General features: G+C 40.1%; 21 protein-coding genes. All 21 read right to left on the bottom strand.

Annotated features, from left to right (window positions below; all coding sequences use genetic code 11):
* Positions 1–31: 31 nt before the first annotated feature.
* Entirely contained in the window at positions 32–1,402 is a 1,371-nt protein-coding gene (locus ACEN2L_RS08195; protein WP_441743136.1) for a hypothetical protein, read from the bottom strand.
* A gap of 38 nt (positions 1,403–1,440) precedes the next feature.
* A complete protein-coding gene (locus ACEN2L_RS08190) occupies positions 1,441–2,715 on the bottom strand; it encodes a glycosyltransferase family 2 protein (protein ID WP_441743134.1) in 1,275 nt (424 codons plus the stop codon).
* Between the two features lie 67 nt (positions 2,716–2,782).
* Positions 2,783–5,080, bottom strand: coding sequence for an HAD-IA family hydrolase (locus ACEN2L_RS08185; RefSeq protein ID WP_441743132.1), 2,298 nt, complete (start codon positions 5,078–5,080; stop codon positions 2,783–2,785).
* 17 nt (positions 5,081–5,097) lie between these two features.
* Entirely contained in the window at positions 5,098–6,459 is a 1,362-nt protein-coding gene (locus tag ACEN2L_RS08180) for a glycosyltransferase family 2 protein (RefSeq protein ID WP_441743130.1), read from the bottom strand.
* On the bottom strand, positions 6,452–7,633 hold the full coding sequence (gene glf / locus ACEN2L_RS08175) for a UDP-galactopyranose mutase (RefSeq protein WP_441743128.1): 1,182 nt from the start codon (positions 7,631–7,633) through the stop codon (positions 6,452–6,454). Before glf ends, ACEN2L_RS08180 begins: the two co-directional genes overlap by 8 nt.
* A complete protein-coding gene (locus tag ACEN2L_RS08170; protein ID WP_441743126.1) occupies positions 7,633–8,586 on the bottom strand; it encodes a glycosyltransferase family 2 protein in 954 nt (317 codons plus the stop codon). The genes glf and ACEN2L_RS08170 overlap by 1 nt, the downstream gene beginning before the upstream one ends.
* 69 nt (positions 8,587–8,655) lie before the next feature.
* Complete coding sequence (locus ACEN2L_RS08165; RefSeq protein ID WP_441743124.1) at positions 8,656–9,381, bottom strand: SDR family NAD(P)-dependent oxidoreductase; 726 nt, start codon at positions 9,379–9,381, stop codon at positions 8,656–8,658.
* Complete coding sequence (locus ACEN2L_RS08160; RefSeq protein ID WP_441743123.1) at positions 9,374–10,675, bottom strand: AMP-binding protein; 1,302 nt, start codon at positions 10,673–10,675, stop codon at positions 9,374–9,376. Before ACEN2L_RS08160 ends, ACEN2L_RS08165 begins: the two co-directional genes overlap by 8 nt.
* Before the next feature lie 7 nt (positions 10,676–10,682).
* On the bottom strand, positions 10,683–10,937 hold the full coding sequence (locus ACEN2L_RS08155; RefSeq protein WP_441743121.1) for an acyl carrier protein: 255 nt from the start codon (positions 10,935–10,937) through the stop codon (positions 10,683–10,685).
* Positions 10,938–10,945: 8 nt separating this feature from the next.
* The gene (pseH, locus tag ACEN2L_RS08150; protein ID WP_441743119.1) at positions 10,946–11,551 is read right to left on the bottom strand and encodes a UDP-4-amino-4,6-dideoxy-N-acetyl-beta-L-altrosamine N-acetyltransferase; all 606 of its coding nucleotides are present in this window, start codon (positions 11,549–11,551) and stop codon (positions 10,946–10,948) included.
* Positions 11,541–12,569: a UDP-2,4-diacetamido-2,4,6-trideoxy-beta-L-altropyranose hydrolase gene (gene pseG / locus ACEN2L_RS08145; protein WP_441743117.1), complete on the bottom strand. Its 1,029-nt coding sequence runs from the start codon at positions 12,567–12,569 to the stop codon at positions 11,541–11,543. The genes pseH and pseG overlap by 11 nt, the downstream gene beginning before the upstream one ends.
* A 6-nt stretch (positions 12,570–12,575) precedes the next feature.
* Entirely contained in the window at positions 12,576–13,628 is a 1,053-nt protein-coding gene (gene pseI, locus ACEN2L_RS08140) for a pseudaminic acid synthase (RefSeq protein WP_441743115.1), read from the bottom strand.
* Entirely contained in the window at positions 13,621–14,682 is a 1,062-nt protein-coding gene (locus ACEN2L_RS08135; RefSeq protein ID WP_441743113.1) for a hypothetical protein, read from the bottom strand. The genes pseI and ACEN2L_RS08135 overlap by 8 nt, the downstream gene beginning before the upstream one ends.
* Positions 14,675–15,394: a pseudaminic acid cytidylyltransferase gene (gene pseF, locus ACEN2L_RS08130; RefSeq protein ID WP_441743111.1), complete on the bottom strand. Its 720-nt coding sequence runs from the start codon at positions 15,392–15,394 to the stop codon at positions 14,675–14,677. Before pseF ends, ACEN2L_RS08135 begins: the two co-directional genes overlap by 8 nt.
* A complete protein-coding gene (gene pseC / locus ACEN2L_RS08125) occupies positions 15,391–16,536 on the bottom strand; it encodes a UDP-4-amino-4,6-dideoxy-N-acetyl-beta-L-altrosamine transaminase (RefSeq protein ID WP_441743109.1) in 1,146 nt (381 codons plus the stop codon). The genes pseF and pseC overlap by 4 nt, the downstream gene beginning before the upstream one ends.
* Positions 16,537–16,547: 11 nt before the next feature.
* Entirely contained in the window at positions 16,548–17,546 is a 999-nt protein-coding gene (pseB, locus tag ACEN2L_RS08120) for a UDP-N-acetylglucosamine 4,6-dehydratase (inverting) (protein ID WP_441743107.1), read from the bottom strand.
* A gap of 138 nt (positions 17,547–17,684) precedes the next feature.
* A complete protein-coding gene (locus ACEN2L_RS08115; RefSeq protein WP_441743106.1) occupies positions 17,685–17,993 on the bottom strand; it encodes a hypothetical protein in 309 nt (102 codons plus the stop codon).
* On the bottom strand, positions 17,990–18,421 hold the full coding sequence (gene fliS / locus ACEN2L_RS08110; protein ID WP_441743104.1) for a flagellar export chaperone FliS: 432 nt from the start codon (positions 18,419–18,421) through the stop codon (positions 17,990–17,992). The genes ACEN2L_RS08115 and fliS overlap by 4 nt, the downstream gene beginning before the upstream one ends.
* Before the next feature lie 24 nt (positions 18,422–18,445).
* Complete coding sequence (gene fliD / locus ACEN2L_RS08105; protein ID WP_441743103.1) at positions 18,446–19,906, bottom strand: flagellar filament capping protein FliD; 1,461 nt, start codon at positions 19,904–19,906, stop codon at positions 18,446–18,448.
* 18 nt (positions 19,907–19,924) lie between these two features.
* Entirely contained in the window at positions 19,925–20,344 is a 420-nt protein-coding gene (locus ACEN2L_RS08100) for a flagellar protein FlaG (RefSeq protein ID WP_441743101.1), read from the bottom strand.
* A gap of 81 nt (positions 20,345–20,425) precedes the next feature.
* On the bottom strand, positions 20,426–21,250 hold the full coding sequence (locus ACEN2L_RS08095; protein ID WP_441743099.1) for a flagellin N-terminal helical domain-containing protein: 825 nt from the start codon (positions 21,248–21,250) through the stop codon (positions 20,426–20,428).
* Positions 21,251–21,922: the final 672 nt, after the last annotated feature.

Genomic DNA, 21,922 nt, shown 5'->3' with positions numbered 1-21,922 from the left:
TTAGCCTTAGCAACGAGTCAGACTTATCTGGTCAAAATAGAGGAATAACTTCACAGGAAAGATCCTTATCTGAAAGTAGTGTTTTTACTTCATGAATATACTTAAACGCAGAAAGAACTATTAAATCGTTATCGTCTAAATCATCTATATTAATCACCGGTACACCTTCTACTGCACTAATATTACTTATAGTTAATTGATGATCAATGACCCCCTTTATTTTTGATTTCAGACTTGGAAAGATGAGGCGACCGACAGAGCCAAAGCCCCACAAGATAAAAGGAGGACCTAATGTCAAGCTGTCTACGAGAGCACTAATGGTAACAAGATTATTGTATGCGACATCAGTTTTTTGAAGTCTTGGCGTAGAAAAAAGGTCTTCAACGAACGGCCTGTAAGCATAAAACGCATTAAATTTTTGTCGTAAATAATTATCACAGTTAAAATAAATCCAATGTTCTTGACGGAATTTCAAATCTAATAAATCAGTCCAGAATTCTGAATCGAAAAAACTTTGATAGATATCACAATAACCATTGTGGAGTGTTGGTCTATATAGACAAATTATCTTTTTTCCAAAGTAGCTTGCTTCTTTTAAAACGGAAGAAGAAACGGCGATAACAGATTTTATTTTAGAATTAGATAAAAGTTCGTATACATTTTTATTTTGTAAGTACACAACATTTTCTAAGTATTTTAATCCTTCGATTACTTTAACAAAATCTTCATCTGACATTAATGGATGCTTGAGTAGATATAATGTATGAAAAGAAGATGAGATCTCCGTCAATTCCAGTTTGAAGTCCAAAAAGTTTAAAAACTGGTCCCCTCTCTGACAAGCTTTATCTACAAAAAGTTGAGATATTAGTAAGGCACTATCATCTATCAAATCCATAGAATCATCATTTAAGAAATTAAAATTTCTCTTAAGCGTTTTAACTTCATTGTAGAAAAACTCTTTTTTAGTTTTATATGAGATAAATTTATTTTGAATATCATGACTATTTGAAAAAAAAGAAAATAATACATCCTTACAAAACCTTAGAGGAGATAACCAAATGTCAATATAGCAAACGCCGATTCTATCAAAGTAAGCCCGAGTTTTTTCAGAAAGTTCGTAACCAATAAAAATATCACACCCTGATAAATAGTCTTCAACTAAATGTCTCGACTCGACACAATTACTATTAGGCTCAATATAATTTAGTATCTGATCTTGATAAGTTTTATGATGAAGTGCGTAAAATTTTTTTATCGGAAAATTGTGACTTAAGTTTGTATCAAGTCTAACATCAATATTGAGCTTCTTTAATATATTGAAAAGGAAGTCAAACCTTTCTAACCCCCTTTTACCAACATGACTCTGAGTTGTTAAAAAGTCATAACTAAAGAAAATATTCATTTCATAAATCGCTCATAGTTTGAATTACAAGAAAAATATTATGCGGCAGCATTTTTTTGGTAACCAAAAGCGCTGACAATATTCACGTTTTTTGAATGCTCAATCAATAAAGCATAAATACTATTTATTGAACCACCAGAACCAATTAAAATCACATCATCTTGATCCATTCTATTTAAATTATTCAGTCCTAAAATGGGAAATCCCAACAAGTTTTTATCAGAAGATGTTGAAACTATAAAAAATTTTAAATTTAATTTACTCTCTATGATATAAACACCTAATCGCTTTGCCAAAGCGCCATTCCCAAAAACATAATATCTTTTTTTATCAAAAGGAATATATTTTATTATCTTCCTAAATATGATCATTTCTTGTTCTGGATTATTTTTAATGAGATCAAAATAATGTAAGTAAAAAAAAGATTTCAAGTAAATTAGTGGATGTTTAAACTTGAAATTAAGACTCATTAAATAAGTCGACTTCTTCAAAGTATTATTAAATTTCAAGTTAATAAATGGGCGTAAAAAATTCCACTTAATCCCCATGATTTCGATCACTAACTTTCTTACTCTGAATATATCTTTGACCCGTAAAAAATTTGCACGATTATCTTTTGAGAGGGTCAAGGTATTTTCATGTCTATAATACTGATAGCCTATATCTTTTGTAACGCCAATTTTTCTGTTATCTGGAAAATTCGTATACAACAAAATAGAAAAAAGCAAATCTTCGAACATATTTATCCTAGGCAGGTCCTTGATTTTTTTCAAAGCCTCTAACCAACATTCTCTTTTTACAATTTTATTAACGCCGACGTGCCAAATCCATGCACTATTAATCAGAAAGATCCGTTCAATAATATCGTTTCCTTGTAAATCTAATTTATCACTTAATACATTATTATTTTCAATCCATTTTTTATTATTAGAATCGCATTCTTCGACACCAAATATAAAAACATCAAGGTCATGATTAATGATAGTCTCCAAACCTTGGGAATACATATCATTTATTATCCAATCATCGGGATCTAAATGAACGATATAATCACCACTGGCTGCATTGATACCAGTACACCTAGCTGCTAACAACCCTTTGTTGACAGTGTGACTAATATAGGTCACTCGTGGAAGTTGGCTAACAATTTGTTGACAACTCCCTTCAGATGCGTCGTCTACTATAATAATTTCAGTGTCTTCTGGTGCATGTTTGTAGACCGAATACACGGCCCTCAATAAGAATTTTTCAGCGTTGTAAACAGGTATAATGACGCTTAACATTGGCGTTTTTTGACTAGTAATTTCTAACACAAAAAAATAATTCCTTCATAGTAGAAGAGCAACAAAAAACATCAATATGTCCAAGCAGCCTTAAGGATTAAGCACAGATAAGTTGTATTGATCCCCGTCCCATTGAGGTCGCTTGTTCATTTATTCGATTAGTAATTTCAGTTCGAAAGGCCATTGAACAAACTACAAAAATAGTTTTTCCTTGAGTTAGAGCGCTTTGTAAGCTAACGACTGGTTTTCCCATTAATTCATATTGCCCACTGACTTCCGCTCGTCGATCCACTAAACAATCAACATCGATTTGATGTTGTTGAAAATAGGGACACATTTGTAAATAAAAATCACCTGCGCCATAAACAGTGATGCGTTTCCATCCTGCTGCTTGTATTTTTTTAATCAGTATTTGTATGTAATACAAATTATCATTAACAGCTAGACCCAAAAATTTTGGCAAGAATGTGCTATCAGACAAACTAAGCACTCCGTTAGGCCAGTGGATATTACCTCGTTCCCATTCTTTGTTGCGTAAAAAATTGAGAAACGTCTGGTCCAAGCCTAAATTTTTTACTTGCTCACATTGCTCCACGCTGATAACTGGATATTCTCCTTTGGTACCAAAATTATCTTGGTGGAGCAACTGAGTAAATATACTGGCTTCAATTGGGGTAGGCATTACTATATAGCGGGCTAAAATGCCTATAGCATTATTTTTAGATAACGTTTTACTTTGAATAGGGACTGAACGTTTTACAAATGCCAACATACCCGCTAGAAATTGCTCACATAGAGCACGATTTTCCGCCACGCCAATGTCTATAACAGGTAAAATATTGTCATTTTCTTGTTTATACTCCAGAGTTGACCCACCCTCTCCCAACAATAATGCTTCTATACATTCAGGTGATCGAGCAAGTGTTTCACTTACATTAAATTTATCATTGCCGAATGGAATAAATGAATGAAACACAGTGTCATTGATGAAACGGTATATCCTCCCTGTTGAATAAAAGAGTAGATTAGCGCCCCCTTGTTGTTCAAATACTTTCTCAAGGCTATGTTGGATTGTGCCGCCGTTACCAAAATCGACAATTGCACATTTACTATAAGGCACAGGACATACTTGCTTAAAATACTGTTTTAAATAAGACCGTTGCTGCTGGATTTTATCTATCAAATGAATCCGGTTTTTATCAGCATCCCGAAATAGTCTCGTGTATAACGCTTCACCTTGAACAAAAACACCTTCAATATTTTTCAACTCAAATTGAGGTGCGAAATGATCAAGTAGCTCAGCTGACACACCGAAATCATCGATAAAATTTTCGAGCGTGTAGCCCCGGTAACTCATGAGTGTATCCATCAACTCTTCTAACCACTTGATTCTATTCACATCAATCGATGGAAAAAATGCCGCTTTGCGAGAGACATAAAAATAAACCACCGTTAAGTCTTCGCGACCTATTTGTTTAAGATGTTGATTTAACAATGGTGCAAATACATAAGCTTCACGCATTAAGCAAATTAGATGAGTGCAAGCAGTTTTATCGGCTGTTCTGACCACCCAATCACTAAATGCAGCTAAAATCGGTCCCCAAACAAACGCACCTATTTCGTACGCGGTTTGCTCGTATTTTGAAGCAGCGTTACAATCCAGTGCTGCTAATAATCTATCAGCACTAGATATGCTGTTGACTTGAAACTGCCGTTTCTCTGCATCCCGAATTTGCCAAGAATCGATAATCGGATGAAAGTGTATGGCATGCAAACCTGCCGCCTGTGCAGAGCGCACATCGGTATCGATATTGTCCCCAACATGGAGCCACTGAGCATAATCAAGCCCAAGTTCAGTCGCTACATAACTAAAAAGTTTACCACTAAATTTGGTCAGTCCTTGCTCAGACGATACGTATAAAGGTAAATTCTGCAATATTGTATTCTGTAAATACGTCTGCCTAATTTGCTCAGATGAAAGATACATGTCAGAAATCAGACACAGAGTCACGCCACTTTTAGATAATTGGTCAATCACTCTTATTAACTTTTCGTTTAATACATAACACTGTTTCTCAGTGAGTAACTCAGCCTCCATCAACTTAATTTTGTAGGCATTATCAAAAGGAAGCTCAGCATAAATTTGTATTAAAGTTATGTCTTCTTTTACATGTTCTTTTTTTCTTGCAACCCGCTCTGCTTGTTCACGCAGGGTCGCAAACTCTGATGCAGATAAAGCCATATCACTGTGGCCACTAATGGTCGATATGGAGGTAAATAACTCAGTGGGTGAATGCACATGCCTGAATACTAGGGTATCGAATATATCAAAAGAAACATGGGTGATATTATGTTGAACAACGTAAGCAAGTAACTGCTGGTATTTATCAATCATTGCTTATTTCCTTTTTTTCATGCCCATCGTTCAGCATGATAACGCTCATAGGCATTCAGTAACTGACGCTCAAACACAGGCCGTAAAATACTACCGAAAAACTGTTGATAATTACTATAATCCCGCTGAAGCTCAGCTAAACTATCTACTTGGCATAGATTTAAAAAACCATCGATAGCAAATTCGCCCTTATTAGACGCAGATAGCTTAGCCTCTATTATATGAGGAACTATGCGCACAGTGAGCGCAGTGGATTGCGGTTTCTGGTCTAAAAATCTTAGCCTTTCATCATCGACTTGTATATCACTTGGACCATGTGCAACAACATAAACGAGTAATGTCGATGAGTGTAAAATTGCATTTATCACTCTTTTATTAGTTAACACGTCGTCGCAGAGGATCACACATACCGAGTCGTGCTCTTCTACTTTAAGTGCAGCGAGTGGCTCAACATCTTGCTTTTCTAGTATATGTTTTGTCTGCTCAAATAATTGTCCTGCAACGATATCGATCATACCTAACAAGGTGCTAATAACGTTGTTACTCAGTCCTTTTCGATGTGCAAAAAAGCACTGTTGCTGAAGCTGAGATACAAACTTCCTGCAAAATCTATTAAATGTCTCTAGACTGCTGTGCTTAATAAAATACAGAATACGATTGCGCTCAAAGTAGTAATTACTAAACGTATTGCTGGTATTCACTGCCCCCATTTTATGTAACACCCGAGCATCCCGCATAGCATGAACAGCAAATCCAGCAGCTTTAACGCGCGTGCACCAATCCATATCATCCCAGTAAATAAAATGTCGTTTATCAAAGCTCCCTACTTTTTCAACTACCGCGCGTTTAGTAATAAAACAGCAGGCTGGTACGTAGTCACATTCCACTATCTCTGGCAGTTTTTCAGTATCTAAATAGCCTTTCAATGGTGTGCTAACATTGAAACTTTTCCAGTCAATAAAAGAGCCTAATTCCTGTAGCGTGTTGGGCTTATCCATTACACATATTTTGGCACCTACAACGCCCACGTCAGGCTTATCCTTGAGGTAGTTCAGCAGGGTTAATAATGTTGAACTGTCTAACAAAATATCATTGTCTAGCAGCGCAATAAAGTCCGTTTGTGTTTGCATTGCCGCTTCAATACCCTGAGAAAATCCCCCAGCCCCTCCCGTATTCTTTGGCATAGAAATCAAACGTACACGATTGGTGTATTCCGTCTTTATCATGTCAACAGAGCCATCAGTCGATGCATTATCAACTACAATGACTGAGAAGAAATCGGAATTCAGCGTTGATGCAAAAATACTGTCTAAGCACCCCTGCAAAAACGCCTTCTTATTAAAATTGCATATGACAATTGTTAGTTCAACGTTATGCATTAAGCGTGTCCGTCATCTTTACTTTTTGAAAGTTCAATAAGGCATTCGCCACTGCATCATCCATATTGTAATACTTGTAATCAGCGAGTCGCCCCGTCGGGATAATCTGTGGAAACGTGGCAACTAAGCTTTTATATGCTGCAAATTTTTGCTGATTTATCTCAGTAAATACTGGGTAGTAAGGTACATTCTTACTCGGATCATGGCGATCATAGTCCTGCGGATACTCTTTGACTATGGTGGTACTAGCCGACTTATCTTGCAGAATATGTTTAAACTCAGTAATACGTGTAAAGGCGTGTTCGTTGGGATAATTGACGGTAGTCGCCAGTTGGAACTGACTTTGTTCAAGGGTTTGAAAGTCAAACTGCAATGAACGATAAGGTAATTCGCCGTCTACATAATCAAATAATTGATCTAACATACCGGTAAACACAACTTGCCCTTTAAACACCTCACCTGCAAACAATACGCGCTTACTCTGCGGCTCTAAGCGGATAAAAGACTTAGCCTCTACGGATGTTTTGACCGTAATATTTTTGTGACTGAGCATCTTAGTGATAAGGCTAGTGTAGCCTGCAGAAGGTATCGCCTGATAAGTATCATGAAAATAACGATCATCCCGTGAAATAACCACCGGCACTCGAGCCGTAACAGTAGGGGAGATATCTTCTGGCGAGCAGCCCCATTGTTTGGCGGTATAGTTTACAAATACTTTTTGATAAACAAATTCAGCCAGTTCTTGCAGCAGTAGCTCTGGGCTTTTACGCAATTCCAATATCGGTACTTTAGTATCAAAACCATAGGTACTAATAAGTAGCGCTTCAATTTTCTCAGCCTGCTCTTTTGCATATAAGACAGCCAGGCTATTAAGATTAAAGGGAATAGGAATTAATTTACCATCGACCGAACCCAGCACCTTGTGTTCGTATGGCGTCCACTGAGTAAACTGACTCAGATAATCCCAAACTTGCTGTTTACTGGTGTGAAATAAATGCGGGCCATAATGATGAACCAGAATACCTGCCTCATTGCGATAATCGTAACAATTACCGGCAACATGCGGCCGTTGCTCAAGCACTAATACAGTTTTATTCATCTGACTGGCAAAACGCTCCGCCATAACCGCGCCTGAAAAACCTGCGCCAATAACAATGACATCAAAGTGTTCCATTAGGTAGCGCCCTGCAAACGTTGCAAAAGTTGCTGAGGCTGAAGCCTTAAGTCATAAGCCAGTCGATGTTTGTCATTAAAAAACCACTGCTGCGTAGCAGATAATTCAATGTATTTTAAAAATAAAGTTTGCTCGTTACGGGTTAAAAAATACAAGGCCGCGGCAAATTGGTGATGGGCAATGCCCTGCGCAATAACCATATCAGATACATCAAATTGCTTTGCTAAATGACACGCCAACTCAATGTCTTGAAAAGACTGTTCACGACGGGCAAATGAACGACTTGTTTGCTGGCCAAAGCTGTTTTCATGAATTCGATAGCGACCTAATACTTGCGGAATAAAATCGATATTAGCCTGCAGAAAACCTGCAGTAAGAATGTAAAAAGCGTAATCAAAAATAATTTTACAATTGCCAGCTACCGTATCGAGCAAATGGTTGTGCCGTCTAAACATCACACTGCTGGCTTGCATGTAACTGCCAAACTTAATCATATGTTCAATGTTTGAACGCGCTGGAATATAAGACCAGTTATAGAACTCTTGAGAATACAGTTTAATGGTTTTATCGCTCACTGAATCAAACATATCTGATTCGTGATAAACCATGTGGCAATCCCCATGGGCATCTAGGTAATCAACCTGAGTCTGTAGCTTACTGGGTAAGGCTAAGTCATCGCCATCCATATAAGCAATATAATTACCTCTACAAGTGGCCAATAAGGTTTGCATATTGGCCGCCAGACCGGCATTGCTTGTTTTGTATATGCAGCGCAGTTTGAGTGGAAATAATGAGGCTATCTGCGCAATTTTAGCGGCGGTATCGTCGGTTGAGGCGTCATCACAAACAATGACTTCATAGTCAAAGTCGGTTTCTTGCTCTAGCACCGACAAGAGACAAGGTACAATGTAGTCTTGTAAGTTGTACGCTGGCACTAATACCGATAACTTCATATACCACCAATCAAAATTTAATATAAATCAACAATGTATCGGCATTTCAGCCTACAGCTTTAGCGTGAATTATGCCGTACTACCTGCATCCACTGTCATAACGGTGCCGGTAATAGCCGATGCGCGTTCACTGAGTAAATACACAACCATAGCCGCGGCGTCATCCACCGAGGCTAATTTCCCCAATGGGCTGCGCCTTTTAACACTGTCTAACTTGGAGCCCTGTAAACTACTGGTCATGTCGGTTTGCATATAACCGGGAGCAACACAGTTGACGGTGATACCGGCCTTCCCCACTTCACGAGCTAAGGACCGACTAAAGCCCTCTAAAGCGGCCTTACTGGCAGCATAAACACTCAGACCGTTAAATCCGGTTTGGGCAATAATAGACGAGATATTAATCACCCGGCCTCTGCGATTTAACAACATGGAGCGCACTAAGTACTTGCACAGTAAAATAGGCGCTTGAATATTCAGCTGCATTAAATGCTCAATCGCAGAGTTAGGCATGGTGGCCAACACGCCATCATGGCCTGCAGCCGCGTTATTGATTAATGCGTAAGGTCTTCCATACTGTTTTACTAATTGCTTACACAGCGCAGCTAAACTATCCGTATCGGCTAAGTCAGCAGCATGGTAGTTGACTAAATCAGGGTAGCGTTGCTGCAATAGTTTCAAGGGCTCTGAAAACTGACGTGCTAGGGCAATTATCCTATAGCCTTCAAGCACAGCTTGTTGACAAATCGCTAAGCCTAAACCTCTGCTGGCTCCCGTAACAATTACGTAGTCAACCATGTTGTAGCTTCCTATTCACTTTACCCGTTGGCTCACAGATAATATTATCCACTATGCTAATTTTGGTTGGTATTTCAAAACGTTGTAATTGGGTTTTGCATATTTTTAACAGCTCTTGTTTAACACTGTGCTGGTCAGCATCTTCAATCACCGTGACATCTGCCACCACTAATTCTCCCATTAAAGCACTTTTTTTAGCATAGACTTTCACTTGACCAATAGAGGGGCATTGCAATAACACTTGCTCAACTTTCTCTGGATGCACTTTATTACCCCCTACGTTGATCACACCCGTAACACGTCCTAAAAATAACACCCTGTCGCCGCTGAGTTGAACTTGGTCCAAGGTATCCATATAACCTTGTTTATCATACTGCTGGAGCAGAGTTTCTGAGCCTTGGTGGCTTGGTTTCACCCATAAATGTTGATTATCAGATACTTTTAAAGCAACAGGCAGTCTCAATGGATCGTCCAACCACTTGGCTGGGAAACCGGCTTGTCCATCACTGACCACAAATCCAACCCCGGCTTCTGTTGATGCGTAAATATGCCGAATATTCGCCTTGGGGAATAAGGCTCGTAAGTTATCTAATAAGGTTTGGTCAGCAATTTCACCGCCTAAAGTAATATAACGTAATGGCAAGTTATGTAGCTGCTTTGTCATCAATAGCTGTCGCCATAAACTTGGCGTGGCAGAAATAGCACTTACACTTTTACCCTGCAAAATATTTAGCTTAGTGCGCGGCTCACCTTTTGAAGCATCGACCAATTCCGCGCCACTGAGTAACGCTTGTAAAACAACTTGTAAACCCGCAAAACGAAAGGGCTGATACAGTAGCCCCCAGCACAATTTTTGAAGATTATCACTCTGTTTAATGCCTACACTTAAAGATACAAAACTATGTTCGCACCATTTCGGCTCTCCCATCGTCCCAGACGTTGCTAGATACCAGCTTGTCTGAGCCAGAGCACAAGAAAATGAACCTGTTGTTTCCTCACAATAGTCAGCGCCTATTTGATCGTTTTTCGACCACAATAGTACATTTTCAGGAATTTTGACTAAAGGTGGGCATAAATAAATAGCAGAACACCAACCGTCAAATGCAACGAGTTCAGTGACAAAATTTATAAGGTTATCATAAGGTAAGGCTATTTTTTGTTGCCTAAGCTGTGGATTGGCTCGTCTGAGTGCTAAAGCTTGCCGATTTATTTCTAGGACGGTTTTAGACTCACAATTATCACTTACATTGCCTGTAATTTTTAATGCAGATAGTTCATTAAACAAGTTTTGCATGACTGAATTATTGTTTGTCAGCGCATAATTGGTAGATAGCTAAAAATTCAGCAAAGGAGCTCGGATAAGTGTCGATTACTAAGTCAGTAAACGGGTCAAAGCCTAAATCTTCTTCAAGCTGAGCAACCAGCATAGCGTAGGAAAGTGAGTCTAACCCACATTCGAGCAGTAGGGTATCGGCTTCAATTGGCTCTATAAGTTGACAATCATTAAGCTCAGCAACTTGGTGCATTGCGTGCCTGATTTGGTGTTCTATGTTCACGTTAGTTCCTAATTTACAAATTGAATAGAAGCTGCCACTAACTTTATATTTTTGGGTAGCTTCGCCAGAACTTTATCCCGCTTCTGAGACCAAAGATCAAGGGGATATCGGTAATGTAATATATCAAAAGATTGACCATCTCGCTGTCCAGCTGGCACACTCTTAATTCTTTCATATTCAAAGACTTGATGTAATTTGTTCGCTGCATTGTTAAATGAAAGTACTTGCGCATCCAAATGAGTAAAAATTGGATTGTGACTCGCGTAATCCAATGCAGCCAACTCCAAAATGATACCACTTCCGGGCCACACATCCGTTTCGCCTAAATAACACCCCCATTCGGGCGCTGAAGTGTCGAGTTTTGAAAAGTTTAATATGCCTATGGGCCTATCATTTTGCCACATAATAAAAAAATGACGACTTACATCGCTCTTTAATGTAGAAAACCAATTTAAATGGTCCTGCCAGGCAATAAGGTTTAGGTCATGCATATTTTTCCTCACCCTATCACTATTGCGCCATTTCCACACCAATTCTAATTGTGCTTCAACCAAGGGTTCAAAACGGTGGTTTGGCAACCTCGACTGCATCCGTTCATTTTTGCTATTTTCCATCTGTAAGCCCCTGTAACATAAGCGCTACAATATGCTTAGCACCGTCGTGCGTTACAAACCTTTTTGCTTGTTCATGCATTTTTTTTAACTGTGCAGTCTGCTGCCAAGCAGACACACAATGTTCAACTAATTGACTAATGTTCACATCATTCAACGAAATAACCTCACACCAGCCTTGCTCTGCAGCTTGTTGACTCGCAAAGATCTGGTTTTTGGCAGTGACAAGTAAAAGTGCTGGCGTGGCGCACGCTAATAACTCAAATTGTGTTCCACCAGCGGCCGAGACGGCTAAACGCGTATTAACCAAAACATCAGCCATATGCTGACAATCATGCAGGTGTTTACTGGTCAAACAACTTAATTTTAACCATTTTTCTAACTCAGGGAGATGCGCATATGCTAAGCCCGTAATGAGTACTATGGGTATGTCAGGCGCGCACTTTTCAATAACCTTTAAAAATGACAATGTTAAATTTTGCGGATCACTGCCACCAAACATGATGGTCAAGTGTGTTCGAACTGACCAACTTCTATCTGCCAACTGCAGAAATTCAGGTCTCAATATTCGATAATAATCACCAAGGGCTAATGAGGCGTTTGGTGCTGTTTGCTGATAATTCAACACATCTGCCTTAATAGCCCCATTAATCACCAAGTCTGCGTATAGCGCACCACTGTCATTTACATCATCAAATATACCTAATTTGAATTTCTTTTTGTGCAGGGCATAACGATAATCTTGCGCAAACTCGTAACCATCGACTATCAACCAATCCACATTAAGGCTCTCACATTTGTTCACCAAACGTTGCGGCTCAGTTGCTATATTTGCACTTGGAAAAGTGAATACCTCACCCAAGCTAGCGAGTCTTGATTGATATAATTTCAGTGTGCGCTCAGATAAAACAAAACAGACTTCATGACCCTCAACACGCAAAGTTTGGGCGAGTGCACTACACCGCATAATATGGCCTAAACCAATTTCTAAGTAAGCCTCTACCCTAAATAAAACTTTCACCTGACATTACTCAAAAAAATGCCATTTCAGTGCCGTGCCTTTAACTAAATCGGTCTTGGCTGTTTTACCTAACACTAACGACCAATGTTTGGGCGCCAAACCAAAAGCTGGTCTAACTATGCGTAGGTTTTCACTATTTAATACATCACCGGCTTTAATATCTTGGGCTACATAAATCGAACGGCGATATTGTTTGGATTTTTCTTCAGCTTCAGTGCCGCCATAACACACCTGCCCCAAGGCTTGTTTCGCTCGGCCAGTCTCAGTTACTAACGCACTGAGTTCACTAGGTTCAAGTGAGAAAGCAGCATCTACCCCACCAGCACTGCGATCTAAAACAAAGTGTTTTTCTATGACTGTTGCGCCTAAGGCAATCGCTGCAACCGATACGCCAATGCCGCCGGTATGATCAGACAAGCCCACCTGACAGCTAAAGGCCTGCGCTAAATGAGGAATAGTAAATAGATTGGTATTACTCGGCTCAGCCGGATAAGTACTGGTGCATTTCAGTAAAATAATATCCTGACATCCGTTTTGTTTCGCGGTACTTACCGCTTGCTCAATTTCGCTTAAACTGGCCATACCGGTAGACATAATCAAGGGTTTTCTCTTAGACGCAGCTTTGGCAATCAAAGGTAAATCGGTTAATTCAAACGATGCGATTTTAAAACAAGGCACACCCAGCTCGTCTAAAAAATCCACTGCAGCTTCATCAAAAGGTGAGCTAAACGCTACCATACCCAGTTCATTAGCTCGCTTAAACAAACTAGCGTGCCACTCGTAAGGTGTGGCTGCTTTTTGATAGAGTGCAAAGAGCTTTTCTTTGAACCATAGACTGTCTTGTTCTTGGATCACAAAATCATCAGTACCAACATCTAAAGTCATACTATCTGCAGTAAAAGTTTGTAGTTTTATTGCATGGGCGCCAGCTTCAGCCGCCGCCTCAACCATAGCGATGGCCAAATCTAGTTGTTGACTATGATTACCACTTAGTTCAGCGATGACAAAAGGAGAATGGCTAGGGCCGATGGTAAAATGGCCAATCTGAATATCATTCATCTTCTGCAGCTCCGTTTAATGCTTGCAATATAGATACAATGTTATCGGCCAATACAGCTGGCTTCTCACATAAACACCTAGCCTGTAAACGCTCATTTTGAGTAAGTACTTGTCCAGAGTGCAATGGGCAAGGTGCCGTTGTATCTGTAGCAAAGTCTGGCATCAATATTTTGGGGTTGGCCGTACCACTTATGAGTAAGGTGGGGCATGCCACAGCATCAGCATACCATTTGAAAGCACTTGCTTTACACACCACTAAATCGCTGTTAGCTAGTTTTCTAAGCAGTCCGCTTAACTCAAAATTTGAATCACGGTCGAACCACACTTTGCATCCTGCTTCTTGTAACGCTAAAGCCAACTCTTTGCTGTAAGGATAAATATACCCATCATCGGATTGTGATAAGCACAATGCTACTGTTGCTTTTTTAGTTTCATTTCTTGCACCAGGCTGTATGTTCATATCAATTCGATTATCCATAGTGATAGAACCAAAACCACAACACTGTTTTAAGTAAAATTCAGGATAACCGCCTTCTGGTAAATAATCGCCAACCGTCCAATTTGAAAACCAACGACTCATTGTAAAGAAACTGCTCAGCATATAGGTCGCAGGAACGTTTACGTAGTCAGCTTGCAAACTTTGATCTTTGACTTTATCAAGTAAGGTTTGAATAGATATCGACAAATAATTACCGCCGACAGGCTCGCCTGCATCTTGTAAGAATCGCGCTAAAAAGCACGGCATAAAAGCTGTATCCAAATTGACTATCTGCGAATATGTTTCACCGATAATATCTTCAGCCAAGCCTAAAAAAGCTTCCATAGCTTGAAAAAAATCATCAGGCCAATACTCAAGTACTTTTACATCAGTCTCTGGCTCTGCCAGTTTCAACACGCCAGCGGCTTGCCCAAAACTCAAAAAATGAATTTCAGCCTCAGGAAATTTTTGTTTAAAAAATCGCAAAGCTGGTAAGCCAATAGCCACTACATCGCTGTCAGATAACATACGAATGATTAATATTTTTTGAGGGCTCAATGCAGCCACTTTAGTCATGAGAATTACCTGTAATGAGATTCGTTTTTTGCATATAAGCTTGGTACATTAATTCTGCTCTTTGCCAATCTTCATAAGTATCAATGTCTTGCACTAAGTGACGAGGTAAAACTACGGGGATGGCATGCTCACTGAACATAGCTTTATCACTTAAAAACCCGTCGATTGTGCCCCAATAAAACTGACCTGCATCATGAAACGCTTCGCTTAGATCCTGTGAGCGTTTTGCAATAAATTCAGGATACATTGGGGCGACACCGCTACCCTGCATGGTTAAAGCTCGCTGTACAGGAAACGCAAAACTGGTACAGGAAAACGCGAAACTTTTTTGCTTATCTGATTGCAGCTTCAGCAAGGCATCTTGTAAATAATAGGCCTGCAAGAAGGGGGCGGTAGCATAGATGCAGCAGAAATAGTCGGGTTGAATTCCTTGGCTCAGGCTAAACTTTATAGCGTGTTTTGTTACGGCTCCGGTACCCACAAAATCGTCAGATAGTTCAGCAGGGCGTAAAAAAGGCACTTTTGCACCATAGCGGATTGCTACCTCAGCGACATCTTCACTGTCAGTGGAAACCCAAATTTGTTCAAATAACCCACTGTTTTTTGCTGCATCGATGGAATAGGCGATCAGAGGCTTACCAGCAAACGCTTTGATATTTTTTCCGGGGATACGTTTACTACCACCTCGAGCTGGAATAATCGCTATATTCAACTCAATACCTCTTGCAACGTTTCAATCACAGAGTCCTGTTCAGTCTCAGTCAAGCTCGGAAAAAGAGGTAATGTTAGTGCGTGATTATAATAGTGTTCAGCGTTAGGGAAATCACCTTGTTGAAAACCCAAGTGTTGATAATAAGGTTGCAGGTGAATAGGAATATAATGCACATTCACTCCAATACCTTTGTCATGTAAGCCTTGATAAGTGCGAAGCCGGTCATGTTTAGTTAATTCAACCATGTACAAATGCCAAGCGCTGGTATGATAGCTTTCTTCACAAGGCAATATCAAAGGCAGGTCTTGTAATTTTTTTCTATAGCGCAAGGCTAGAAAACGGCGCTTAGCAATAAACTCATCTAACTTTTGCAGTTGACTGAGCCCCAATGCTGCGTGCAAATCACTTAATCTATAATTGTAGCCCAACTCAATTTGCTGGTAATACCAAGGACCTTCATTGACACCTTGCATCATATTCGGGTCACGTGTGGTGCCATGTTTAGCAAACAAGGTCAGTTTAGATGCCATCTCTGCGTCATTGGTAAGTACTGCACCGCCCTCAGCGCTTGTAATAGATTTAACGGGATGAAAGCTTAAGACAGTCATGTCAGAAAATTGGCAGCAACCAATCTTTCTCCCTAAATAATCCCCGCCCAATGCATGGGCAGCGTCTTCAATAAGGGCGATATTAAAAGGCTGAGTTAATTGTTGGATTTGCTGCATATCGCAGCTTAAGCCTGCAAAATGCACAACAATCAGGGCTTTGGGTAAGCGATTGTTTTTCTGCGCTTCGGCAAGCTTATTTTTAAGTTCTGAAATAGCAAGATTGCGAGTAAGCGGATCAATATCAACAAAATCCACCTCTGCTCCACAGAAACGCGCACAATTCGCAGACGCAACAAAAGAATTGGGTACTGTCCAAACCACATCGCCAGAGCTGACACCCGCGGCCAAACAAGCGATATGCAAGCCTGAGGTTGCACTATTAACCGCGACAGCATGCCGGGCTCCAGTGTAGTCGCATAGTGCTTGTTCAAATCGAGGAACAACCGTTCCTTGAGTTAAAAATTGATTGCGCAGCACATCTACCACGCTCTGCACATCGGCTTCATCCACCAGATGTTTACCATAAGGGATCATAAATTGTTCCCTTATAAGGTATTTTTGTCGAGTTGTTTCAGTTCATCAACTGACAGAAAGTGCGGGTTAGTACCAGAGTGATATTCAAATTTTTCGCCTACCGCTTGCCCTTTTTCACCTAATTTGTTGAGCTTATAATTTATGTTTTTTTCAAAAAAGGTGATGGCAGGCGTTATGACATAGTGATCAGAAAATTCTAAAGAATGATGGGCCATTTCTTCGGGCACCATCACCTCGTGGAGTTTTTCACCCGGGCGAATGCCTACCACCTCGTACTCTAATTTGCCACTAATTGACTCAACCAAATCTAATATGCGAATTGAAGGAATTTTAGGTACAAAAATCTCTCCCCCTTGCATACGCTGAAAACTTTTGACCACAAAATCGACGCCTTCATCTAAGGTGATCCAGAATCGTGTCATTTCGATGTGAGTAACTGGCAACGAAGTCACGCCTTTTGCGATTAGCTGCCGATAAAAAGGCACCACGGAACCTCGAGACCCCACCACATTTCCGTAGCGCACAACAGCAAATCGCGGTCCTTTAGCACCAGACATATTATTGGCGGCAACAAATAATTTGTCAGAGGCGAGTTTCGTTGCGCCATATAAATTAACAGGGTTTGCCGCTTTATCTGTAGATAAAGCGATAACCCTACTAACGTTAGTATCAATCGCTGCGTCAATCACGTTTTGTGCACCGTTGATATTAGTTTTAATGCATTCATTGGGGTTATATTCTGCCGCAGGCACTTGTTTTAAGGCTGCCGCATGTATTACATAATCCACTTCGCGCATAGCGCTTTTTAGCCGCTCTTTATCTCGCACGTCACCAATGAAATAACGCATGGCGGGATGATCATGAGTTTGTTGCATTTCAAATTGCTTTAGCTCATCACGAGAATAGATAATGACTTTTTTAGGCTGGTAATGACTAGTGATGTACTCAACGAAACGCTTTCCAAATGATCCTGTGCCGCCGGTTATTAAAATCACTTTATTATTAAACACGTTTATCTCTCCAACCTAATTGTGAGTTTTTCTCACTTTATTTTTAGTGTGCATCACCTAATTAGCATAACGCAAAATCGGATAACGAAAAAACTATAACGACAACTTCGATGTGAAAGTCAAAACATCTTAAAAGAATTATTTATATTTTTTGACCGCCTTGCGGCCACGAACTAAATCACTTAGCTGTTTTAATGACGCTTTTGACAATTCTGATACGTAAGCAACTAGCAGGCCATTAACTTCAAGTTCGGCCTTGGCAAAAATTTTTTGGAGTTCAGGTTCGCAAGATTGCAGATATTCGTTGATAATAACGTCTCTTTGCTCAATGAGTTTAAGAAGCTCAAACTCATTGAAAGATTCAAGCAAAAAGAGCTCAGATACTTGTGCATTGAGCTCTTTTAGTGGAATCGGTGTAAATGCATGATCTAGATTTAAGTTCTTCAAACGGCGGTTTGTCGCTTTTGCCTCTGTATTTCATAAGCCTCTTGCTTCGCAGACTCAGGAATTTGTGACCAGGCTGTTTTGATAGGTAACAATAGGTTAATCACTTCATCCATTATCTTCAAGCTATTCTGCACACTGGCATCAACTAAACGTTGAACCATGTAATCATACAAATTAAACAAATTAACTGAAACTTCACCTCCCGCCTCCATATCTAGCGTATCACGCAGCGTCACGATGATTGCTGTCGCGCGTGATATGTGCTCTGCCTTAAGCGCATAATCTTTGCGCTCCATGCCCCCTTTTGCATAGGCCATTTTTTCAAGCGCCCCTTGCATCAACATTAGCGTTAACTTGTGGGGATCAGCATGGGCGATATCTTGTTTAAGATTACCTTTTTTGTATGCATTAATGCCTTTTAACGTCACGAGTCCTACCTTAACTTATTAAAATTAGCCATTTAACATTGCAACCAATGCAGAGCCAGTTTGGTTTAATTTAGCAACCGTTTGGTCAAGCCCTAAGTATTTGTCCCGCAAGATCTGCTCATAGCTCGACATTCTCAATTCGAACTGCTCTCTCTCATCGGCCAGCAAATCTTTTTGATCCTTAACAGACCTTTCTCTGCTCGTTAACAAACCACTATAAGACGTATATTCCTTAACGTAGTCGTATAATCTGGCGCCGATGCCTGAATCTTCATCGGTAAACAATTTAGAAATTTCATCGAAGTTATTTTCAAGCGCATCTTTGAGCCTGTCTTCGCCACTGCCAAAACCGTATTTGTCATTAGCTCCAATCTCTAAATCACCGTCTTCATTGAACTCAATACCAAGTTGAAAAATAGTGCCCAAACTTGAGCTGGATACAGATGAGCCAATGATTGACGCTAAGCCTTGCTGGATACCTCTGATCATGAAGTCTCCCGCCAAGGCACCATCATCTTCCAAATCCGATAGACCGTATTTGGTTAATGACGTCATTTCCTTATTCAAGGCATTAAAGTTATCCACAAAATCACGAATTTTCTTATCGATACCCTCGGTATCAAAACCAATTTTAAGTGTCGACTTTTTACGGGTGACTGCATCGCCTTCAAGTTCACTTACCTCAGACACTTCAAAAGACACGTTAGCGATGGTGTTCTTAAATTCATTCGTAGTACTCTCTACATCGATGCCATCTATGTTTGCCTTCGCATTTTGCGCTGAGACTACTGGAGACAAATAAGAGAGTGATTCAGCTGAGTTTGTGGTCGATACTCGGTTTAGTTCAGCTAAGTCATTATCGTTGACGATGACTAAATCGTTTCCTTCACCTGTCGTAGAGGATGAAAATACCAGTTTAGCGCCCCCTGATGCAGTACCCGTATCGATAATACTTGAGGTTACACCAAAGTTGGCGGAATTTTGGTTAATGGCCGAGCTGAGCTGTTGTAAAGTCATTCCAGCAGTAACGTTGATCGAAAAGGAGTCGCTGGTGCTGGGCACTTTAAATGTGAGTGAACCTGCCCCTGAAGTTAGAACTGGAGATGATGTACCGCTAAAACCACCGTCGACCGCTTTCGCTGTTTCAATACGACTTCCACTCGCTAGTTGGCTGACGGCAATTTTATATGACCCCTCCACTGCACTGTTAGAAGCCTCAGCAGTAAAAGGTTCAACGTTATCACTCGGATTGGTGATAGTCGGTTCGCGTCCTTTCAACGCGGTATCGGTGCGCAATTCATCCACTGAATCTAAAAAGTCTTTCATTTTAGATTTTAATTTGCCAAGACTCGATATCTCAGCATCAAGGGTTTCATCTTTTGCATCAAGTCTATCTTGTTTAGGTTTGCGCTCAGCATCCAATAATTGAGTCACCAAAGCTTCAAGATCTAAACCTGAACCTACACCCAGAGACTGAATTGACATGAGAAACCTCTACCTTAATTAAACTTGTTTATTAAAAAGAATCCCTACTGTGTTGCCCAAATCTGATTGCAACTCACGTAAACGTTCTGAGAGTTTTAATACTTCTTCTGAAGGAATTTGCCGGATAACCTCTCCGGATTCACTATCAGTTACTTTAACAACAGCGCGCTCACTACTTTCATCAACTGAAAAATTTAGCTGCCTGTTGCTTGATTTAGCAAAATCGCTAAGCTCATCAACTGCCGCTTTAATATTTTCTGTCGATAGGGCCTTTTCAGTATTATCTAGGTTATCGACGTTTGCCGCATTACCTTTAACTGTTTCTTGCTTCGCATCTCGGTTTTGGGCTTTTTCAAGTCCAGCGGAATCGCTTAAACCAGGATTAACGTATTTTGGTACTGCAAGATTATTACCACTTTGCGAGACATCAATCTCCATCTTACACCTCCACAAGGAAATGAGTCAGCTTCACACAATACAAAGCTAACTCATTCAATACTATGAACCAAACTCTTTAGACTAGCCTAATAAAGACAGTGCTGATTGAGGACGCTGGTTCGCCTGACTTAATACTGATAGTGATGCTTGTTGTACAATCTGATTTCGAGTCAATTCAGCTGTTTCAGTCGCAAAATCAGTATCACGAATTTGCGAACGAGCTGCTGAAATATTCTCAGAAATATTACTCAGGTTACGAATAGTAGATTGAAAACGGTTCTGCAATGCCCCCAAATCAGCTCTTACAGCGCCAATGGTAGAAATCGCTGTATCAATTGCAGTTAAAGCACTTGTCGCCCCAGCTTCAGTCGCGACAGTAGTGTCACCCAGGCTTAAGCCAGAAGTACCATATCCACCTGACTGATTAAGCGACACAGCGATAGTTTGACCACCGTTGGCACCCACCAAGAAGGTAGCAGAAAAAGACCCTTTTAAAATGTCTGTGTTAGCAAACTGTGTATCTGAAGATATGCGCGATATCTCTTGCTTTAAGGCTGACACTTCTTTTTGCAAAGCAAGTCGATCGGCAGAGCTGTTGATACCATTTTGTGATTGTACAGCTAGCGTTCTAATACGCTGCAATGAGTTTGTTACCTCACCTAATGCACCCTCAGCTGTTTGAGTTAAGGATATTGCATCATTCGCATTTCGTACCGCTTGATTTAAGCCTTGTACCTGAGTCGTTAAACGATCAGAAATTTGCAAACCTGCGGCATCATCTGCTGCACGGTTAATACGAAAACCTGATGACAATCTTTCAAACGACGTGCTGAGTGCCTGCCCAGAATTGAACAACTGACGCTGAGCATTCAACGACGATACGTTAGTGTTTACATATAAGCCCATAAATTACCTCCTGAAAACTCATCGTTAATTGTTAATGACTCAACACGATAAGTTTGCCTCAATTTCAACGTTAAATAGGCCTCCCCATTTAACACTGCCTCACTCGAATCAGTTTGGTACCTCTACCTTACTGAAAACTAAAAGCAATCACTCGGAATGCCCCTCAACTAAAGGTATCGACCACCTCTAGAGAATCTTTAATTTTATTTTCACTTTTTTCCAATTATTTTCAAAATACGGAAAAACGCTAAAGAAATAACCTGAGGCCACTTATATTTACAATGACTGAAAAATTGGCATACATACTGCTTTTACTTTTTGTATTGTAAAATAGGACGCTTTTAAACTTTCAAGTAAAAACTACGTTGTGAGGTGCTAGTAAGCACGATAATAAGTTTCTGTCCGACTGGCAGGGTTAGAGATGAATACTGGCCTCTCAACCAAACTTCTACACTCTCAGTCTTGTTAGTTGGACGTTTTATAGGAAAAGCTTTGCTAAAAATAATAAAATAAAGCAAAGAGGAGGCAACATAAAGGTAAGAGGTCATGTGTTTATTGACCGCAGCTTGTTGACCTTAGGAGAACGAACCTTAGCGTTTCTGTCCGACTGGCAGGGTTAGAGATGAATACTGGCCTCTCAACCAAACTTCTACACTCTCAGTCTTGTTAGTT

This window comes from Flavobacterium sp. W21_SRS_FM6, from assembly GCF_052119645.1.
Taxonomy (GTDB): domain Bacteria; phylum Pseudomonadota; class Gammaproteobacteria; order Enterobacterales; family Alteromonadaceae; genus Paraglaciecola.
Note: the sequence above shows the minus strand (reverse complement) of the source record. Positions and strands in the feature narration are given on the sequence as shown.